Raw genomic sequence first — 19138 nt, 5'->3', positions numbered from 1 at the left:
GGAGTCGGTACGGAGGACCAGTGGCGCGGCACGTGGTGATTGGGGACTTGAGGGTCCAACAGATCGAGCGGAGGGACGGACGGCGGTCGTGGACAATCGCGTGGCCCGAGGGGACGGTCCATCAGGAGGCGGACCGGTTCCTGCGGCAGCATGACGGTTCGGGGACGCAGAGGACTTACGCGTACTACCTGGTGGATCACCTGCGATGGCTGGAGCGCGAGTGCCTGGCCTTCGACAAGGTTCAGCTGCGGGACCTCGAGCGCTACATGGGCATCGTCGGCGCCGAGGTTCGTATGCCCCTGGGAGAGCCGTGGCGAGTCGGCAAGCACCCCTACGGACGCTCAGCTCTGTCGACGGCGGCGGCCTGCCTGAAGGGCTTCTACCTGCACCAATCCTGTCTCGGGATCAACGGCGAGCTCGGCAAGAAGCTCGACACGTCCCGGCTGCCGTCGCGAGCGGACCGGGCCCGTTCCTTTCTCGGGCATGTGAAGTCACCGTTGCCGACCAACCCGCTCGCGCCCTCGGGGCCGCACCGTCGGCATCCGAAGATGCTGCCCGACGGCGCGAGACAGAAGCTGCTGGCCACCGTGTCGGCTGCCCGGGACCGGCTGGTGGTGACCTGGCTCGCGGACGGCGGCCTGCGGATCGGTGAACTCTGCGGGCTGCACCTGGTCGACCTGCACCTGCGCGAGAACGCGGCCTGCGGCGAGTGCCGCGCCCCGCACCTGCACGTCTGTCACCGCCCGGGAAACCCCAATCGGGCCGAGGCGAAAACCAAGCACCCGTGGCGGGTCGAACACGGCATCGTGACCGGCGGGCTGATCAAGCGGGTCAGTCCGGCGATGGTGCACACCTACTTCGAGTACGTCACCACCGAATACCCGCGCGACGCCGACCACGGCATGCTCCTGGTCCAACTGCACGGCGCCGATGCCGGCCAGCCGTGGGCGCCGGTCGGGGCCCGGCGGATGCTCAACCGGGCCGGGAAACGCGCCGGTCTGGGGATCGTGAAGCCGCACGCCTTCCGGCACTCGTTCACCTCCGCGGTTCTGGAGGCCGCGGACGGAAACCTGCTGATCGCCCGGGACGCGGGCGGCTGGGCATCGGCTGCGATGGTCGATGAGGTCTACGGGCACATCGACGTCCACGACCCGGCCTTCGACGCCGCGCTGCGCGCGGTCTGGGGTGAGGCGTGATGCGGCGGCAGGAGTACCTGCGGCCGCTGTTCGCCGAGCGCCCGGACCGGATCGGCCGCGACCGGCTGGAGATCCTGACCGCGCTGATCAGCGGGCCGTCCTTTGACCCGATCTTCCGACCCGATGTCATCGTGATCCCGCGCGGCCACGCGATCTACCGGTGGGACTGTGTCGTCGAGCGGTGCGAACGCAGCCGCACGGGCGGGTCGGAATTGTGTTCCGAGCATCAGCGGCAGTGGGCCCACGACAGCGAGCACGGCGTGGGCCGGGCAGCCTTCGTGGCCGCCGCCCAAGGGCTGGACCGACACGTCGGGGCAGAAGAGATCATCTGCCGGATCTGCCCTGAACGGCCCGCGGCACACAACGATCTGAGTTTGTGTCAGCGGCATCTGGGCCGGTGGTCCGCGCGCAGGAGCGAGGCAGACGACAGCGACTCCTTCGCCACGTGGGTGAGCGGCGAACAGGCGTGCCCCGGCTACGGGCCCTGCGGCGCGGTCGTCTGCCCGAATCTCGCCGACTCCCCGCTGGGATTGTGTTCGTGGCACGGCACCCGCTATCACCGTGACGGCAGACCCGGCGACGCCGCGATGCCGCCCAGCTGGTGGCAGCGATACGAGAAACTCGGCAAGACCGTCCCGATCGAGTACCGCGACCAGGTGGCGTTCCGACACTGGTGCGCGACCGTTGCGGCGCAACCGTGGCCGGGGCAGATCAACCTACGCGGGCTGCGGCCTCTGGTGCGAGCCGAGATCCGGTGGGGGCTTTTCGTCCACACCCGCCGGGCCCGGCCCAGCCGGTGGGATCTGGGTTGGATCCGGTCGCTGGTGACCACCTGCCGCGCGCTGGAGGTGAACTCGCTGGTCGATTTCGAGTTCGGAGCCGGTGGGTCCGCCGCGTTTACCGGGGCGATCGCCAAGGAGATCCTGCACGAGCTGCGGCTGGTCTACTTCACCCCCGAGCAGGCCAAGGACGCCGGTTTCCTGGAGACCGAGCACTTCGGGGTGCTGTTCGCGCACCGGATGAGCCACATCGACCTGACCGGCATCCCACAGCGCTGGCTGCGGGATCTGACCTGGGACCATCTGGCGGACCTGCTGCGGTCACCGCGCTGCCCGCGCTCGGCCAGCCCGATCGACGACCTGCGCCGAGCCGCCGTCGAGTTGGGAGCCTTCCTGGAGCTGGAGGCTCCCAGTGGTGGCCACGACCCGGCGATGCTGCGGGAGGAGCACGCCCAGCGGTTCGTCGCCGACCAGCGCCATCGCGAGCGCGAAGGGCTCCCCTCGCTGGCCGTCAAGCGGCCGGACGGGACGGCGAGCATCGTCACCACCGTCACCCGGTCGGTGGTGTTCAACGCCGTCCGCAAGTTGATGCGAGAGGCCCTGGACACCGGCGCCGCCGAACGGCTGGGCCTGGCACGGGAGTTCATCATCGTGTTCCCGACTGCCGGCGCCACTACCGGCCGGACCGCGCGTCGGCCCTTTCCCGACGAAGTCGCCCGGGCACTGGCCGACGAGGCGAATCTGGCCGAACTGGCCGCCACCTACGACGTCAACGACAACGGTGTCCGCGACATCTGGGAGACGACCGTCACCACCGGCCGCCGCATCGGCGAGGTGCTTAAGGTGCGATGGGACTGCATCGGCCGTTACGGCGGCCTGGCGATGTTCTGGCACGACCAGACCAAGGTCGGCAACTACGACGCCGCGATCCGCATACCCGAACGCCTCTACGGCATCCTCGCGGAGCGCCAGCGCAAGACCCTGGACCGTTTCACCGCCCGCTACGGCTACCGGCCGACCGGTGCCCAACGCGCCGGGCTGGCCCTGTTCCCGACGACCTACCGCAGCCACGACGGGACGGTGTCGCTGACTCACCAGTGGTTCTACACCCGGTTCCGGCCCTGGGTCGACGCGATGGACCTCGGCCACTACGTCCCCCACCAAGCCCGCCACACGTTGGCCACCAACCTGTTACGCCACGGCGCCACCCTGACCCACATTCGCCGCTACCTCGGACAGGTCAGCGAGCGGATGGCCGAGCACTACGTCCACCTGACCAGCTCCGATCTGGAGAACGTGCTCCAGCACGTCTGGGTCACCGGCCCCGGCACAGCCCAACCCGGCGAGCTCCTGGCCGGCGACGCCGTCCCGCTCACCCGCCAACAGGCCCAGGCTCTCTCGATCGACCTGTCACGCCGCAGCACCCCGGCCGAAGGCGGCTTCTGCACCTTCCAACCCGTCGTCGACGGCGGCGCCTGCCCCTGGAACCTGGACTGCCACAACTGCGACAAGTTCGTGCTCTCCGGCGCCGACCTGCTCTACTGGCGCCGCAAACGCGAGCAATGGCGGCAGCTGGCCGAAGGCGCCCCTGACGACGCCACCGCCGACTACCTCCACCGCTACTTCGAACCCACCGCCCGCGCCATCGACGGCCTGGAGAAAGCCCTCGCCGGCCTCGGCCTCCTCGACGACGCCCTCGCCCTGGACCTCCGCAAACCCCAGGACTACTTCCACCGCGTCTGGTCCACCGCCTTCCGCGCAACGACCTCGCCGACGCGGCCGACGACCAGCAGGCAGAGCACCGGGATACGTCCACAGCCGACAGCGGCGACCCCGAACAGGAAATCGCATGACAACTCGCACCATCGCCCCGTCCCGCACTGCGGCGGCACACGCCGCCCGACGCCGCAAGACCGAGACCGCTCTCGATCGCATCCGCCAGTCCATCGCCCGGCTCCAGCGCGAGAAAGCCCAGATCAGCGTCGCCACCGTCGCCCGCCGAGCCGACGTCTCGCGCACCTTCCTCTACGACAACGCCGAGGCCAGAGCCATCATTACCGCAGCGATCGCTGCGGCCGGCGAACGCCGGATCCAGCTACTCACCGACCAGGACGACGCCCGCGAGGCGACCTGGCGCGAGCGGGCCCTCAACGCCGAGGAAGCCCTCAAGGCCGCCCACACCGAGATCCTCACCCAACGCACCCACATCAGCGAACTGCTCGGCCAAATCCGCGACCTGGAAGCCGAATGGACTCAAGAAGCCGTCCAGCGGATCACCACCGAGAACACCACCCTCAAACAGCGCGTCCGCCAACTCACCACCGACAACCGCGCCCTCGACGAACGCCTCAAGGCCGCCCGCTCCAACCTGCGCTTCCAAGACCGCCGCGTCGCCGACCTCGAAGCCCAACTTGCCGACCCGTCAACGAGAGTTCAGCAGTGACACCGTCGGCGCCAACCAAGCCGGTCTGATCGGCACGACTCGGTCCTGGAGCCCGGCCGCCCACCGGCGGCCGGGCTCCACGCACAAAGATCACCAAAGCTGGCGCGAGAGCCGCAACCTGCCGTTGACTACGTGCTGTAACACCGAGCAGCCGGCCAACGCGAGGATTGTGACAAATCCGCGCATGTGAACCTGGCTTCAGGCTGCGGCGGCCGCTGGCGGAATGCGATTGCGCGAAGGTCACGCCCTTGTGCTGGCTGTATTGACGCAGAAGCGGTAGCCGGAAGCGCGACCGTGCTCGCGGTGCCTCGGAGCCGCAAAACGTCAGCGACAGAGCCGTGGAGCCGTCGGATCGGCGTTGTCCGCCGCCGTGATGGACGGACGCCTGGACATGCCGGCCGTCACCAGCACGACCTCGGCCGCGATCACCGTGGCCGCCATGGTCGTGGCAGGAGCCCTCACGATCGACGCTCTTACCGTCATCGATACCGAGCTCAGGCGAACTCACGCGCAGTGGACTCCAGCCGCTCGCGGTAGGCGGCCCACCACGCCTCGTCGCCCTCGACCACGTTGTCGCCGGGCCGCCGCCAGCCGACCTGGCCGTCGACAAACTCGCGCACGATGTCTGCGTGTCCGGCGTGCCGGTTCAGCTCGGCGAGCACGTGCACGAGGATGAGGTGCAGCGTCACCGGCGTGTCGCGCCACCACCGGACCGAGCCGGGCGCGTCGATCGGGAGCGCCTCGATTGTCGCGTCCGCGTGCGCCCACGCCCGGCGCCACAGGCCGATGACGTCGTCGCGGGACTCGTCGGCGGAGGCCCACATGTCCGCGTTTGGCTCGGCGTCCTCGTCCATACCCGGGACGGGCTCGGGGAAGGGCCGGTCGAACACCTCGCCGAAATACCCGGCGGTCACCGAGGCCACGTGCTTGACCAGCCCGAGCAGGTTCGTCCCGGTCGGCACGAGCGGCCGCCGCACGTCGTACTCCGACAGCCCGTCGAGCTTCCCGAGCAGCGCCTCACGCGCCTCCCGCAGGTACCGATGAAGGTTCGCCTTGGCGTTCAGGTCAGTCATGGCGCCCAGAGTCTCATCGCCGCAGCCGCCGCGATGCCCCGACCCAAGTTCGCCGACAGCGAGTGTTGAACCAACGTCACGGACATGTATTCTAAGAGTCGTCGCAGTTCAGAGCCGGTATCCGAGCTCCTGCGGTCGGTAAAGTCGACGAGATCCACAACATCAGCCTGGCCACCCGCAACGGCGCCGAGGTGTCCGACACCCTCAAGTACTTCGCCGAACGCATCCCCGCCACGTTCGTCTACGCCGGCATCAACGTCGAACGCAACGGCCTGCTCTCCGGCACCCGAGGCGAGCAGATCGCCGGCCGCTTCGGCATGGTCCCCACCGGCCCGTTCCCTAACGGACCCGACTGGACAGCCCTGGTCAGCGCCGTCGAGGCCAGCCTGCGCCTACACCACCACAGTCCCGGCGCCCTGGCCGACCTCGACCGCTACCTGCATCAACGCACCGCCGGCATGATCGGCAGCCTCCTACGGCTGATCCGCAGCGCCGCCATCCAGGCCGTCATCGACACCACCGAAGCCATCACCCGCGACAGCCTCGACAGCATCGAGGTCGACATCGCCGCGGAGACCAACCGCAGGACCCGTCGATGACCAGCCCCGACAACGCCGACATCCTCGCCGACCGGCCCCAGCCACTGCCCGTCATACCCCGCCCACAACGCGACGAGACCGTCGGCTCCTACGTCCGCCGCCTCGCCCACGCCAACCACCTACGACCCAGCTACCTGCGCCAATACCTCTGCGCCCCACCCGGCTACCAAGGATCAGTGCGCGCCGCGCGTCTGGCCGTGGTCACCAACCGCACCGTCGACGCCCTGACCCGCCACTTCACCACCCTGCAAACCGAGGCCCGACCCCACCGCCTACACCCCAAACCTAACGCGCCCACACCGCCCGAGCCCCAGCCCGACGAACCTCCGCGTCGGCCGCGCAGCATCGCCAACCTGGTCAAGAAACGCGGCCAGAAAGGCGCCCGCGAACTCCTCGACGCCATCCGCCACGAAGCGAAGACCAACCCATCCCTACGCTCCATCACCCGCAAATTCAGAGTCCAAGCCGACACCGTCCTACTCGCCCTCACCACCGACCCGAACCCGCCGTCGTTCAGGCGCACACCACCCCGACGCAACCGCATCTTCGATCCCTACGCCCACATCATCGACGACCTCCTCGCCCAAGACCCGCCCATCTCCCGGTGGGCGATCTGGGAACACCTGGTCGACGAACACGGCGCCGAACTGTCCTACGGCTCCGTCCGCGACTACATCGTCGGCAAGGTCCGCGACCAAACCGTTCCCCGGAGCAGACCAACTGAGAAAACCAGCCCGAAACGCCCACACGGATCAAGTCAACTGAGAAAACCCGACCACCCGCTTTCTCAATCGAACTGATCCGCCCAGCTCAGCGCACTCCTCCCGGATCAACTTCACTGAGAACGGACACCGTCCCGTGCGGGTTCGCCGGTCGGCGCGACCTGGCGGCGAGCAGTTACTCCAGCGCTGACACGGGGGAGCTCTGCGAAGCGATCCCCTGAGCCCTCGCCGCTTCCGTCAGTCACGGTGCGTTACTGACAGGGTCCCGAGCGGATGGCGGCATCAACCCGTAGGGACACCCAGCCGTCGATGTGGATCACTGCGTTGAGCAGCGCTGTGAGACATGCGCGAGCGTCACCGGCTCGACCCGATCCCACCGGTGGGGCTGCGGCTGTCACAGGTTCAAGTGCCGCCGGGTGGCAGAAGATCCGTGACTGCCGCAGGCGCGTGGTGAGCTGGCGCGGCTCGTCAGGCGGCCGCCGGTGCCACCGGTGCTGCGAGCGGGCCGGGCTGTCACGGGTTCCGTATGCGACCGCTGTAAGCGGGCCAGCACGGTGTCACGGCAGCGCCACCGAAACGGGCTGTCGGAGGCTCTGTCAGCGTGTCACAGGGCAGGTCATCCGGGCTTTGCCCGGAAGCTACATCAGCGATCACAGTCGATGACATGTCTCGGGGTGAGCCGCTGACAGTGGTCGGGCGGGAGGCGGCCAGCGGGAGCCTGAGCAGCCCTGTCAGAGCCGTGTGAGGCGTCTGTGGCGGAATCGGTGCTATCGCTCGCCGCGACAACACCGGCGACGTCATCGAATTTCTTCGCTGTCATAGGAGTCTTGACATGAGCGTGTGCGACGCTACGAACTGGCCTTCCTCCGCTCTCGACGCGGCCGCGACCGCGTTCGCCGCGCTGACCTGCGAGCCCGCCCCGCTGGTTCTCGACTGTGCGGCGCTCGGCCCCGACACGGGTCTCCCGCAGCAGGTGATGCCGCTGGCCGCGCTACGGGACTGGCTGTTGCGCCACCCCCGCGCCTATACGGCGCGTGACGAGGTGTGGCGGGAGCTGATCCGTCGCGCCCGGCTCGACGGGCCGCACTGGGTCGTCGCCGCGGTCGGCATGGCGATGCCGGCGCTGCAGCAGTACGCGGCCCAGTTGTCGAAGGGGTATGACGGTGACCCGGCGGACGTCGACGCCGAGATCCTGACCGGCTTCCTGACCGCGCTGCGCGACCGGGCGGACCTGACCAGGCCCGCGCCGTACGCGAGCCTGTGCAAGGCAGCGTGGCGGGCCGGGCGGGACCTGCGGCTGCAGCAGCAGGAGTATCTGCCGGTGGAGGACATCGAGCACGTCACGTCCGGTCCCCGCACTCCGAAAGTGCCGTACGGGCATCCGGACCTGCTGGTCCGCCGCGCGGTGACCCTCGGGATCCTCGACCCGGAGGACGAGCAGGCCTACATCGACGTGCGGCTCGGACGCCGGGCGATCGAGCCCATCGCCGCCGCGCTCGGCGTCAGCGTGGACGCGCTGCGGATGCGGCTGTCGCGGATCGACAGTCGTATCGCCGGGGCCCTGGCGGACGGGCTGCTGACCGGGGTCGCGTCACCGGAGACCGTGGCGCAGCTGCGGCTGCGGGCTGGACAGCGCGGTCAGCGACGGGCGGGCCGTGCCGCAGCCGCCCGCCGCAAGGCCGCCCAGACACAGGCCGCGGCGGCTGCCTGACGACTTCCCGTCTGATCCGGCCAGCAGCGGCTGTGGCCCGACGTGCGCAACGTCGGGCCACAGCCGTTTCTGCGTCCAGGCCGATGCGCGCTGCGCGGCGTTGTCAAGGGCTGTGAGCCCTGGCAGCGCCCACGCGACCTCACGGCCGACCGGGTTCGTTCCATCGGCGAGCCCTCGTCCGTGAACACGCTGCCTGATGGAGACAAGTCCCCTGACCTGCGCTGTGGGCCTTCACCCAGGTGGTGCGAGCGGCCTGTGAGCGCGGCGAGTGTTCGCCAGGGCTCACAAGGCCCGGTTTGGGGGTGCGGGATCCTTCGCGAGCCGTACCGCTCGCTGGTCCCGCCCGCCGCCGGGCGACACGAGAAAGCTACGCGATCCGTGTGCCTCGGGTGCCGCGCCAGTTGATGCGCTGACACCACATTGATGACCGCACCCCACCCATGAGGGAGGACGAGCTCCTCCCGGGGCCACGCGGATCGTTCCGCCTTCTTTCGTCTGCGCCCGGCGGCGGCCAATCTTTCGGACTTCGAGAATCGCCGCGCCCCGGCGACGCCGTTCCGCGTCGCCGGGGCGCGGCGGGAGGTGAACCGTCATGTCTCGCATCCCACGTCGTCTTCGCACCATGCGAGCCGTTCGTCTCGGGCTCCGTCTGGCCGTGCCGCTGGCCGGCGTCGGCCTCGCACTCGGTCTTCCGGCCGTCGCCTACGCCGGCCCTGGCGAGGCTGTCTACCTGGTGGCGAACGAGCTGCCGGTGGTGATCGCCAACCTGCGGGCCTGGGTCATGGGGATCCTCGCCGCGATCGCGACCCTTTTCCTGGTTCTGGCCGGCGTGTACTGGACCACCGCTGGCGGTGACCCGTCGCAGGTCGAGAAGGCCAAGCTCGCCCTGCGCAACGCCCTGGTCGGCTACGGCCTGGCCGTGCTCGCGCCGATCCTGCTGCAGGTCATCCAGGGCATCGTCGGGGGCTGACCCGTCATGGGATGGATCCTCGACCAGGCCCTCGATTGGCTCATCACGGCGATCCTGGCCTGCCTCGACGCGGTCTTCGACGTCGTTACCGGCATCATGCTCACCTCGCCGAAGGTCACCGCGCTTCCGCAGGTGCAGGCACTCACGGTCCGGTCTGTCTGGATCGTGGACACCGTCTTCGTCCTCGTTTTCGTCGCCGCCGGCGTCCTGGTCATGGTCGCCGGCGGCGGCGAGCAATCCCGGTACACGGTCAAGGATCTGCTGCCGAGGCTGGTGGTCGGTTTCACCGCCGCGCACTTCTCCCAGCTGGCCTGCGCCCAGCTCATCGACGTCGCCAACGCCCTGACCGGGGCGATCAGAGACAGCGGCGACGACGGCGACGGGGCGTTCGCCGCGATCCAGACCCATCTGCGCGCGAACCAGGACCGGACTGTTCCGCTGTTGTTCCTGGTCCTGATCCTGATCATCACGGTGCTGGTCGTGACGACCGCGTTCCAGATGATCGGCCGGTTCGTGGCGCTGCTGGTGCTGACGAGCATCGCGCCGCTGGCGCTGGCCTGCCACGCGCTACCGCAGACCGACGGCGTCGCCCGCCTGTGGTGGCGCGCCTACACCGGATGCCTGGCGATACCCGTCGCGCAGGCGTTCCTGCTCACCGCCGGGCGGCAGGCGCTGCTCGAGCCGGCGGCGATGCTGCCCGTGCTCGGCCTGCCCGTCGATCCGGGCGGCACGCTGAATCTCCTGATCGTGGTGGTCCTGCTGTGGACCACCACCAGGATCCCCGCGCTGATGGCCCGCTGGGCGGGCCATCCCGGACCCGGCGCGAACATGCTCGGCGCGGTCGTCCGCGTCGTCGTGGTGCAGAACCTCGCCCGCACCATCCCCGGACTCAACACCCTGAGGAGGACCATCGCTTGACGTCTCCACCTGCTTCGGTCACCGACCTGCGGATACCAACCGTCGGGATCGCACCACGCGTCGAGCAGCCTGGCGGCTCGCTTCTCAAGCCGGCTATCCGTCGTTCCGTTGGTGGCGATACCGTTCCGTCAAATGGCACGGCGCAGGCTCCTGGTCGCATCAGGATCACCGGGGCGGCAAGACACGACTCAGGCAGCCACAGGCGGTACTGCCCCACGACCTCAGGGTTCGCCGGCGCCGGGAGGGCGGGGCGGGTCGAGAGTCGTGGGGTCGAATGATCCAAGGAAGCGCCCTGGTGGATTTCGCTGCGGCGTGGGGATCGGAGCTGAGGGTCTGGGATCGGTGAGGTAGGCGGTAAGTAGCACCCCTTCCAGCAGATCCTGGCCTAACCGTGCACCGATTCGCTCCTCAATGGCCTCAAGCGCGGCCCGGTTCGGGGGCAGGGACTTGTTGCGGGCCAATTGTTCGGTTCTGGTCCAGAGCGCGTGGGGTTGCTGGCCTCGGACCGAGTAGGCGAAGCCAGGTTCGAAAGACTCGATGCGCAGCCCATTCCGGAAATACTGTAGTGTGCTCTTTCCCGACATCTTGAAGAACGAGAAGACCTCGGTGCGGGCCGACAGCATAGTGAGAACCTCGGGTCGGATGCCCTGATAGCCAATCTCCTCAAAACAAAACCCCCAGCCGTTCAGTGTGCCGGTACGCAGCTGGGTGCCGCCGTGATTAGGCGGGTACTTGTCCCACGCCTCCTGCCGGGTGAGCAGCTCCGCCCTGGCAGGATCCGCCCCATAGCCGGCGAGGACGTCCTCGGGAACCAGGTCGAGGCTGAAGGTGACAGTGAAGCCGAGATCAACCCACTTCCAAGGCCCAAGATCAGCGTTCATTATGTCCTCCTTCGGAAGCGGGGCCGCGCTCCGGATGGTACCCGGCGCGCGGCCCACGATGGTGCCGTCAATCTGTCGCTACTGCGTGATCAGGACCGTGTATCCTTCCAGGTCCATCACCCGGTCGGTCTGCGCGAAGCTGCCGAGCTTTCCACCCGCCGCCTTATTCTCCAGCTCGGGAACGTGGCCGCGGATGCAGGGTTCGTTGAACGTGACCGGCTTGGCGTTGTTCGCCTGGTAGAAGGTCCACACACCGTTCTGCAGCAGCGGCACGACGTCGGCGCACATAGAGCCGGTCGTGCCACCCTCCAATGTTCTGGCGAACGGGAATTCGTCGCAGGAGTCGTCCACCACGACGCTGTCGCCGAACGGAATGAACGGATCGAGCGGGGTGTAGCAGGTCGCGTTCCGGTTGGCATCCGCGGTCGCCTCGCTCGCGATCCTGTGCAGGGGACTGTCTGCCGCACCCCAGTGATCGATGAGATTATTCTGGGCCCAACCATATGTCGCAGCAGCCGCGCCATACTGGCTCAGCGGCAGAACGAGTTGGGCTTTGATGTCGGGGTAGACGCAGCCTGCGGAGGAGCCGACGGCTCGGTCGCAGCGAATCTGCCGAGGGTTCGTCCAGTTGTAGTTCGGCTGGGTTGGGATGGCTCCGGTCGCGACTACGTACATGTGGTATTTGGTCGAGAAGCGGTCCTGGGCGCCGGACGCCGGCGAATCGGTGTACGTGACCGTGCCGGATGCTGACTGATTCATTGCGAGAGTTCGCGGACCGGCCCACGGCGAGGGCGTGGACATGGCACACGGGGCGTCGCATCCTGCGTCCATCGAGATGTCGAGGGACGTGATCGAGCCCGTCGTGTTCGTCACCTTGACGGTGAGCAGCTCGCTCCAGGTGGAACTGGTGGGATTCAGCGTCATGCTGCCAGTTACGGTCATGGTGGCGGTACCGGTCGTGGCGCCATTGCTATTGACGAGAGTGTACGTGGCGACCAGGTCCTTGAAACATGATCCGAATCGCTGATACCACCAAGACGCGGGGTTGGTGATACTGCATACGTCGGCGGCGATCGCTTGCGCCGTGCCGCCGGGTGCACCGGACACAATGCCGGTGCTGATCTGGGACGACATCTGCGTACAGGCCCGTACTGCTCCCTGACGCCGCTCTTTGGATCCGGCAGCGGTGTCAACGCAAGTTGTCGTTGCGGCGATGTCGGCTTCGGAGAGGGTTGCTCTGCTCTGTTGGCTGAGCTCCTCTGGGGTGAAGGTGCCCAGGAATTTGCCGAAGGCAGGGGAACCGACATCAGCCGAAGCGGGGTGGACAGGCAGGACGGCCAGCACGGCAACCAGTCCGACCAGCCCAGCGATAACCTTTGGTCTACGCAAGAATCATCCTCTCGACAATCACAACGGGGCGGCCCAACCCTGCGCCGCGTGTCGGGTCACGTCTCCCCGACCAGCTTCGAAGCCCGATCGCTCCTCACTTGGAACATTCAAGTTGACCTAGACCCGTATTGAAACCCGTGCCAGCAGTGATCATTTTCACCGGGTGGTAGCTGAACCATAACGGAGCGCAATTGACTGTTGAGGCTGTGGTCGCACACCATGTCGGCAGCCGCGCTTCGTCTCCAGCGTCGTTGCCACCAATGATCTACGCTCCGCCACTCAGGGGGCGGCCTTGCCGCCCCGCCGCGCGGTGGATGCGTCCACCCCACAACCGAGCAGTTGTGTACCGATCGTGTTGTCGGTGACCGACGTTGCGGTCACCACGACGGCGATGATCAGACCGAGGGTGTCAATGGCCAGGCCCTGTTTGCGGCCCGGTACCTTCTTGCCAGCGTCCTTGCCGCTCGTAGCGCCCAGGACGTGGTTCGCCGCGCGGATCGACTGGGCGCCCAACACGACCGCGCTCGGGTCCGCAGTCGGCTCGGCACTCTCCTTCGCCTGGCAGCGCAGCAGATCATGGATCGTCTGGTCGGTGCGGTCGTCACGCCACAAGGCGAAGTAGCAGTAGGCGACGGACTTCGGGGGCCAGATCGTGCGGCAGACACGCCCACTGAAGCAGGGGAATTCAACGCTCGCGGGTTGAGCTTTCTGCGTCACCGACCACAGCCGACCCCGGAGTACCGGCGAGGGAAAGGTGTACCGCCCATCGGTCTTACACAGTCTCCACAGACGTCACTTCCCGCCCGGCGGTAGGCCCGAACAGCTTGGTTATCACCGGCCAGGCCACGGAGATCAGCCCCATGTTCAGTCACGCACCGCAGACATTCGACGCCGGTTTGCCTCGGCGGCGAATCGGCCTTTCCCGTCCTGCTCCGCAGGCGAACCGTTTCCTCCCCCGCCTCAAGGCGGGAGTTTCCACGGAAGGCAATAGATGACCCCATCCGAAACCGACAGGGCGTCGACCAGGGCACGGATGCCCGCCGACGTCGACGCCCCCGACAAAGTCGCCTACGGCCTGACGTTCCACCAGCTGGCGATCGTCGCCGCCGGAGCCCTGATCTTCTACGGCATCTGGCGGACCCTGCACGGCGTCGTACCGGCGCCGGTTCTCATCGGTGTCGGTGTGGTGCTCGGTGGGCTGGTCATCGGCCTGGCGCTCGGTCGCCGCGACGGGCTGTCCATGGACGTGTGGCTGCTCCACGCGATCCGCCACACCCGCGCACCCCGGTCCCTGTCGGCCGCCGCCCCGGCCGGCGGCGCCGGACTGCCGGACTGGATCGAGGCACCCGCCAGCGGTCGGATGCCGATGCCGGCGCCGTTGCGGCTGCCCGCTGACGCCATCGACGACGACGGGGAAATCCGTCTCGACGGGGGACGGGCGGCGATTGTCGGCACCACCACGGTGAACCTGGCGCTGCGTACCCCTGACGAGCAGGCGGCGCTGATCGACGGGTGGGGGCGGTGGCTCAACAGCCTGTCGACCCCCACCCAGATCGTCGTCTCCGCGCAGCCGGTCGACCTGGCCTCCCACAGCCGCTCCCTCGCCGCCGCCGCAGGCGGCCAGCCGCATCCGCGGCTGGCCGCGGCGTGCGCCGACCACGCCGACTTCCTCGCCGACCTCGCCGTCCGCCGGGACCCGCTGCGTCGGCAGGTTCTCGTCGTCACCCGCACCGCCGCCGGCGAGCGCGGCCATCACGCCGCGCGGCGCCGCGCCGACGACACCGTCCGCGCGCTGTCCGGCATCGGCGTCACCCCGCGCGTGCTCGACGGGCCGGCGGTCACCGCCGCCCTCACCTGCGCGGCCGACCCCTACCGGCCGCCGCGCCCCGGCGGCCTGGCCGCGCCCGACGCCGTCATCACCGCAGCCGCACCACCCCACACCCAGAAGAAGAGGAAGACGTCATGATCAGGAAACGACGGTCCGTTGGCGGCGGCCGGCAGCTACAGCTGGATTCGCTGGCGGCGGCGGTCGCGCCGGCCACGGTCGAGGTCACGTCCCGCTGGCTGCGCGTCGGCGACGGGTACGCCGCCACCCTGGTGGTGACCGGCTACCCGGCCGAGGTCGGACCCGCCTGGCTCGAGCCCCTGCTCAGCTGGCCGGGTCGCCTCGACCTCGCGATGCACATCGAGCCGCTGCCCGCGCCGATCGCCGCGTCCCGGCTCCGCACGCAACGCGCCCGCCTGGAGTCGTCCCGGCGCGCCGACGCCGAACGCGGCAAACTGCCCGACCCCTACGTCGACGCCGCCGCGCACGACGCCGGTGATCTGGCCGAACGACTCGCCCGCGGTGCCGCGAAGCTGTTCCGGGTCGGCCTGTACCTGACCGTGCACGCCCGCAGCGAAACCGAACTGACCGAGGCGTGCGCTCAGGTGAGGGCCGCCGCCGCCTCGACCCTGCTCGAGGTGCAGCCGGCGACGTGGCGGCAGCTTCCCGGCTGGACCACCACCCTGCCTCTCGCCTGGGACGGACTGCGGATGCTACGCACGATGGACACCCAGGCCCTCGCCGCCGCCTTTCCCCTGGCCAGTCCCGACCTGCCCGCCCCGCTGCCCGGGGATCCGCCGGCCACCGGTGGCGTCCTCTACGGCGTCAACCCCGCCAGTTCGGGGATCGTGTGGTGGGACCGGTGGGCGCAGGAGAACCACAACTCGATCGTCCTCGCCCGCTCCGGGGCGGGGAAGTCGTACTTCGTGAAGCTGGAGATCCTGCGCAGCCTCTACCAGGATGTGCAGGTCGCGGTGGTGGACCCCGAGGACGAGTACACGCGGCTCGCCGACGCGGTCGGCGGCAGCATCGTCCGCCTCGGCGTACCCGGTGTGAAGATCAATCCCCTGGACCTGCCCACAGGTGACCGCCGGCCTGACACGCTGACCCGCCGCGGCCTGTTCCTCCACACGCTCATCAGCGTGCTGCTCGGGCAGCAGCCGCCACCGGCGGAACGGGCCGCGCTCGACCGGGCCATCCTCGCCGTCTACCGGCAGGCCGGCATCACGACGGATCCGGCCACCCATCACCGGCCGGCCCCGCTGCTGCGCGACCTGGCCGCCGCGCTGCGCGGCGACGACGACCCGGCGGCGGTGACCCTGGCCGCCCGGCTCGCCCCCTGGGTGGATGGCAGTTTCGCCGACCTGTTCGACGGGCCGACCACCCAGGCGCCGGTCGGGCACCTCGTGGTGTGGTCGCTGCGTCACCTGCCCGACGAGCTGCGCACCGTCGGCACCCTGCTCGCGCTGGACTCGATCTGGCGCACCGTCGATGCCCCCACCCGGCCGTCACAGCGGCGGCTCGTCGTGGTCGACGAGGCCTGGCTGCTGATGCGCGATGGCGAGGGCGCCCGCTTCCTGTTCCGGATGAGCAAGGCTGCTCGTAAGCGCAATGCCGGGCTGACCGTGGTCACCCAGGACGCCGCTGATGTGCTGGGCACCGACCTCGGGCAGGCCGTCGTGTCCAACGCCTCCACACAGATCCTGCTGCGGCAGGCGCCGCAGGCCATCGACGCCGTCGGGGAGGCGTTCGGGCTCACCGGCGGCGAGCGGCGCTTGCTGCTGTCGGCCCGCCGAGGCCAGGGCCTGTTGATCTCCGGGGTGAGCCGCACCAGCTTCGAGGCGATTTCCTCGCAGGCGGAGCACGCGCTGTGCACCACATCCCCGGCTGAGCTGGCCGACCTCGACGAGGAGGACGACCTGTGACACCACCGCTCGGAGCGCTGATACCAGCGCTCGCATCGCCGACGTCGGCGCCCAGCCCCACCTCCGGGCCGGGCGCCGATGCCATTCCACCCCCTACCGGCCCCGGCGGCATGCTGATCGAGGCTGCCGTGTGGGCCGCGCAGCGGCCGTGGCTGGCCGCTGTCGCCGCCAGCGTCCTGGCGGTGTGGATCGCCGCCCACAACCTGGTGGAGGTGTGGCGGCACCGCCACCATGCCCACGGCGCACGGCTCGTGACGATCGCGCCGCCGCCCGAGGTCGACCCGCACAGCGCGGCGGCGTTGTGGGCGAACCTGGCCGGCGTGCTGACCCCGTCGCGGCGCCGTCGGCTGCTCTACGGCGCCCCGCACGTCGTGTGGCAGTACACGTGGTCCGGCCGGCAGCTGCTCATCTCGATCTGGGTGCCCGGCACCGTGCCACCCGGGGCGGTCGAGGCGGCGGTGCGTGCCGCGTGGCCCGGCTCGGCCACCATCACCGAAGACAACCCCGGCCCGCCGATCCCCCTGGACGCGCGCCCGGCCGCCGGTGGGCATCTCCTGCCCGTCCACGCCGAGTGGCTGCCGCTGGGCACCGACCACGACACGGATCCGCTGCGCCCGCTCATGTCCGCGGGCTCCCAGCTCAAACCGGGCGAGTACGCCTGCGTGCAGGTCCTCGCCCGCCCAGCCAGCCCACGGCGGGCGGCACGCGCCCGCCGCGCCGCCGGACGGCTGCGGGCCGGCAAGACCGCCGTACCGGCGGTCAACCCGGCCGCGCCGCTGTTGTGGCTGGTGGAGGCGTTCCTGCCCGGCGGCGGCACCGGTCGCTCCGCAGTCCCTGCCTCCCGGCGGGATCCCACCGTCGAGCGGGACGTGCGGGCGATCCTGGACAAGACGACGCACCCGCTGTGGCAGACCGGCATCCGCTACGGGGTCGCCACCACGAGCAGGCGACCTGGGGCCGATCCGCGTGGCCGGCTTCGGGGCGTCGCCGACACCATCGCCGCGGCCTTCGCCGTCCACACCGGCCGCAACCGGCTCACCCACCGGGCCCGGATGCCCGCGCCGGTAGCCGTCCTCGCCGCCCGCCGGCTCGGCCCCGGCTTCCTCACCTCCACCCCGGAACTCGCGGCACTGGCCGCCCTCCCCCAGGATCTCGCCGTGCCGGGCCTGGACCGGGCGCGGGCCGCGTCCATGCCGGCTCCGGTCGCCATCCCCGGCGGTGGGCGTGGGGTGAAGATGCTCGGCGACGCCGAGATCGGTGGCCACAGCGTCGGGCTGTCGGTGACCGACGCGAGGTATCACCTGCACGTGATCGGCTCGACCGGCAGCGGGAAGACAACGTTGCTGGTCAACATGGCCGTCGACGACATCAAGGCCGGTCGGGGCACCGTCGTCATCGACCCGCACGGCGATCTCGTCCTGGACATCCTCGACCGGCTCCCCGCCACCGTCGCCGACCGTGTCGTGATCTTCGACCCCGACCAGCCCAACCCGCCGACGTTGAATCCGCTCGAGGGCGACGATCCCGACCTGGTGGTCGACAACCTCGTGTCGATCTTCGGGACCATCTTCGCCAAGGCGTGGGGTCCGCGCATGGACGACGTCATGCGGGTCGCCTGCCTGACCCTGCTGCGCCACCACAACGTGACCCTGCAGCACATCCCGCCGCTGCTCAACAGCTCCCAGTTCCGGTCCGCGATGACGGTGGACCTGGACGACCCGGCGGGGTTGAGCGGCTTCTGGCAGTGGTACGACGGCCTCAACGACAGCCTGCGGTCGCAGGTCATCGGACCGGTCCTCGCCCGGCTGAGGGCCTTCCTGCTACGCGACTTCGTCAAGCGGACGATGCGGTATCCGAAGTCGAGCTTCGACATAGGCCGCGTGCTGGACGGCGGGGTGCTGCTCGTGCGGATCCCCAAGGGCGTGCTCGGCGAGGACACCAGCCGGCTACTCGGATCCCTCGTCCTCGCCCAGGTGTGGCAGGCCGCCACCGCCCGCGCCGGCATCGAACCCGACCGGCGCCGTGACGCCACCCTCATCATCGACGAGGCCCAGAACTTCCTGACCCTGGCCAACTCGCTGGACACGATGCTCGCCGAGGCCCGCAAGTACCGGCTCTCGCTCGTCCTCGCCCACCAGGACCTGGCCCAGTTCCCCCGCGACCTGCTCGCCGCCACCTCCGCCAACGCCCGCAACAAGGTCTACTTCACCTGCGCGCCCGAGGACGCGAGGGTGCTTTCCCGGCACACCCTGCCCGAACTCGGTGAGCACGACCTCGCCCACCTCGACGCATACACCGCCGCCGCGCGTCTGGTCGTCAACGGCCGCCAAACGCCCGCGTTCACGATGAAGACCCGGCCGCCGAAGCCGACCGTTGGTGAGGCGACCGCGATCCGGCAGGCGGCAGCGGCGGCGGTACCGAGCCAGGACACCAGCGCCGTCGACGAACTCGTCGAGCGACTCAGCCGCAAGCCCGACCAGCGGCCGACCCGCCCGCAACGCGACCGCACCTGACCAGTCCGTCAGCCGATGGCGTCGCCCGGATCGTCTGCCGGATCGTCACCGGGATCGCCACCGGAGACCGCCGGACACCCGCCGCACCGTGCTGACCTGGGCTGTCAGTGCCGCACACACCCCCTGACAGACCCTCCGCACCACTCTCCCGCCCGCCAGACACCCTCCCGATCGGGAGGGAACCCTCATCCTCC

General features: G+C 69.5%; 13 protein-coding genes and 2 pseudogenes. 11 read left to right on the top strand and 4 right to left on the bottom strand.

The window, feature by feature from the left end:
- Positions 1 to 191: 191 nt before the first annotated feature.
- The 3 genes and pseudogenes from GA0074694_RS10495 to GA0074694_RS34455 all read left to right on the top strand — a co-directional run bounded on the left by GA0074694_RS10495 (position 192) and on the right by GA0074694_RS34455 (position 4418).
- The gene (locus GA0074694_RS10495) at positions 192 to 1196 is read left to right on the top strand and encodes a tyrosine-type recombinase/integrase (RefSeq protein WP_218105660.1); all 1005 of its coding nucleotides are present in this window, start codon (positions 192 to 194) and stop codon (positions 1194 to 1196) included.
- Positions 1196 to 3193 (top strand): annotated as a pseudogene (locus GA0074694_RS34460) (tyrosine-type recombinase/integrase); the annotation flags it as partial. The gene GA0074694_RS10495 and the pseudogene GA0074694_RS34460, both read left to right, overlap by 1 nt.
- A gap of 631 nt (positions 3194 to 3824) precedes the next feature.
- Entirely contained in the window at positions 3825 to 4418 is a 594-nt protein-coding gene (locus GA0074694_RS34455; protein ID WP_091456218.1) for a DUF6262 family protein, read from the top strand.
- 494 nt (positions 4419 to 4912) lie between these two features.
- Here the strand turns inward: GA0074694_RS34455 and GA0074694_RS10480 are convergent, their stop codons facing one another.
- On the bottom strand, positions 4913 to 5491 hold the full coding sequence (locus GA0074694_RS10480; RefSeq protein WP_091456214.1) for a DinB family protein: 579 nt from the start codon (positions 5489 to 5491) through the stop codon (positions 4913 to 4915).
- Positions 5492 to 5682: 191 nt separating this feature from the next.
- Here GA0074694_RS10480 and GA0074694_RS10475 point away from each other — a divergent pair, with 191 nt between their 5' ends.
- The 5 genes from GA0074694_RS10475 (at position 5683) to GA0074694_RS10455 (ending at position 10411) form a co-directional block, all read left to right on the top strand.
- A complete protein-coding gene (locus GA0074694_RS10475) occupies positions 5683 to 6090 on the top strand; it encodes a hypothetical protein (protein WP_176737848.1) in 408 nt (135 codons plus the stop codon).
- A complete protein-coding gene (locus tag GA0074694_RS10470) occupies positions 6087 to 6890 on the top strand; it encodes a TniQ family protein (protein WP_091456207.1) in 804 nt (267 codons plus the stop codon). The genes GA0074694_RS10475 and GA0074694_RS10470 overlap by 4 nt, the downstream gene beginning before the upstream one ends.
- Positions 6891 to 7644: 754 nt before the next feature.
- Positions 7645 to 8523 carry a hypothetical protein gene (locus GA0074694_RS10465; RefSeq protein ID WP_091456203.1) on the top strand — a complete coding sequence of 293 codons (879 nt, stop codon included), beginning with the start codon at positions 7645 to 7647 and terminating at the stop codon, positions 8521 to 8523.
- Positions 8524 to 9115: 592 nt separating this feature from the next.
- Entirely contained in the window at positions 9116 to 9493 is a 378-nt protein-coding gene (locus tag GA0074694_RS10460; RefSeq protein WP_091456199.1) for a pilin, read from the top strand.
- A gap of 6 nt (positions 9494 to 9499) precedes the next feature.
- Positions 9500 to 10411, top strand: a complete 912-nt coding sequence (locus GA0074694_RS10455) for a conjugal transfer protein TrbL family protein (RefSeq protein ID WP_091456196.1) — start codon at positions 9500 to 9502, stop codon at positions 10409 to 10411.
- A 221-nt stretch (positions 10412 to 10632) separates the two neighbouring features.
- Here the strand turns inward: GA0074694_RS10455 and GA0074694_RS10450 are convergent, their stop codons facing one another.
- The 3 genes and pseudogenes from GA0074694_RS10450 to GA0074694_RS10435 all read right to left on the bottom strand — a co-directional run.
- Entirely contained in the window at positions 10633 to 11292 is a 660-nt protein-coding gene (locus GA0074694_RS10450; protein ID WP_091456193.1) for a DUF6461 domain-containing protein, read from the bottom strand.
- Positions 11293 to 11370: 78 nt separating this feature from the next.
- Positions 11371 to 12636, bottom strand: a complete 1266-nt coding sequence (locus GA0074694_RS30825) for a NucA/NucB deoxyribonuclease domain-containing protein (protein ID WP_141714034.1) — start codon at positions 12634 to 12636, stop codon at positions 11371 to 11373.
- A 378-nt stretch (positions 12637 to 13014) separates the two neighbouring features.
- Positions 13015 to 13354: pseudogene (locus GA0074694_RS10435) on the bottom strand (transposase); the annotation flags it as partial.
- Between the two features lie 360 nt (positions 13355 to 13714).
- Here GA0074694_RS10435 and GA0074694_RS10430 point away from each other — a divergent pair.
- The 3 genes from GA0074694_RS10430 to GA0074694_RS10420 all read left to right on the top strand — a co-directional run bounded on the left by GA0074694_RS10430 (position 13715) and on the right by GA0074694_RS10420 (position 18944).
- Positions 13715 to 14647 (top strand): PrgI family protein, encoded by a 933-nt coding sequence (locus tag GA0074694_RS10430; protein ID WP_091456183.1) that lies wholly within the window; start codon positions 13715 to 13717, stop codon positions 14645 to 14647.
- Positions 14644 to 16431, top strand: coding sequence for a VirB4 family type IV secretion system protein (locus GA0074694_RS10425; RefSeq protein WP_091456179.1), 1788 nt, complete (start codon positions 14644 to 14646; stop codon positions 16429 to 16431). Before GA0074694_RS10430 ends, GA0074694_RS10425 begins: the two co-directional genes overlap by 4 nt.
- A gap of 110 nt (positions 16432 to 16541) precedes the next feature.
- Positions 16542 to 18944 (top strand): ATP-binding protein, encoded by a 2403-nt coding sequence (locus GA0074694_RS10420; RefSeq protein ID WP_245714632.1) that lies wholly within the window; start codon positions 16542 to 16544, stop codon positions 18942 to 18944.
- The last annotated feature ends 194 nt before the right edge of the window (positions 18945 to 19138 follow it).

The sequence above is a fragment of the Micromonospora inyonensis genome (assembly GCF_900091415.1).
In the GTDB taxonomy this organism is placed as follows: domain Bacteria; phylum Actinomycetota; class Actinomycetes; order Mycobacteriales; family Micromonosporaceae; genus Micromonospora; species Micromonospora inyonensis.
Note: the sequence above shows the minus strand (reverse complement) of the source record. Positions and strands in the feature narration are given on the sequence as shown.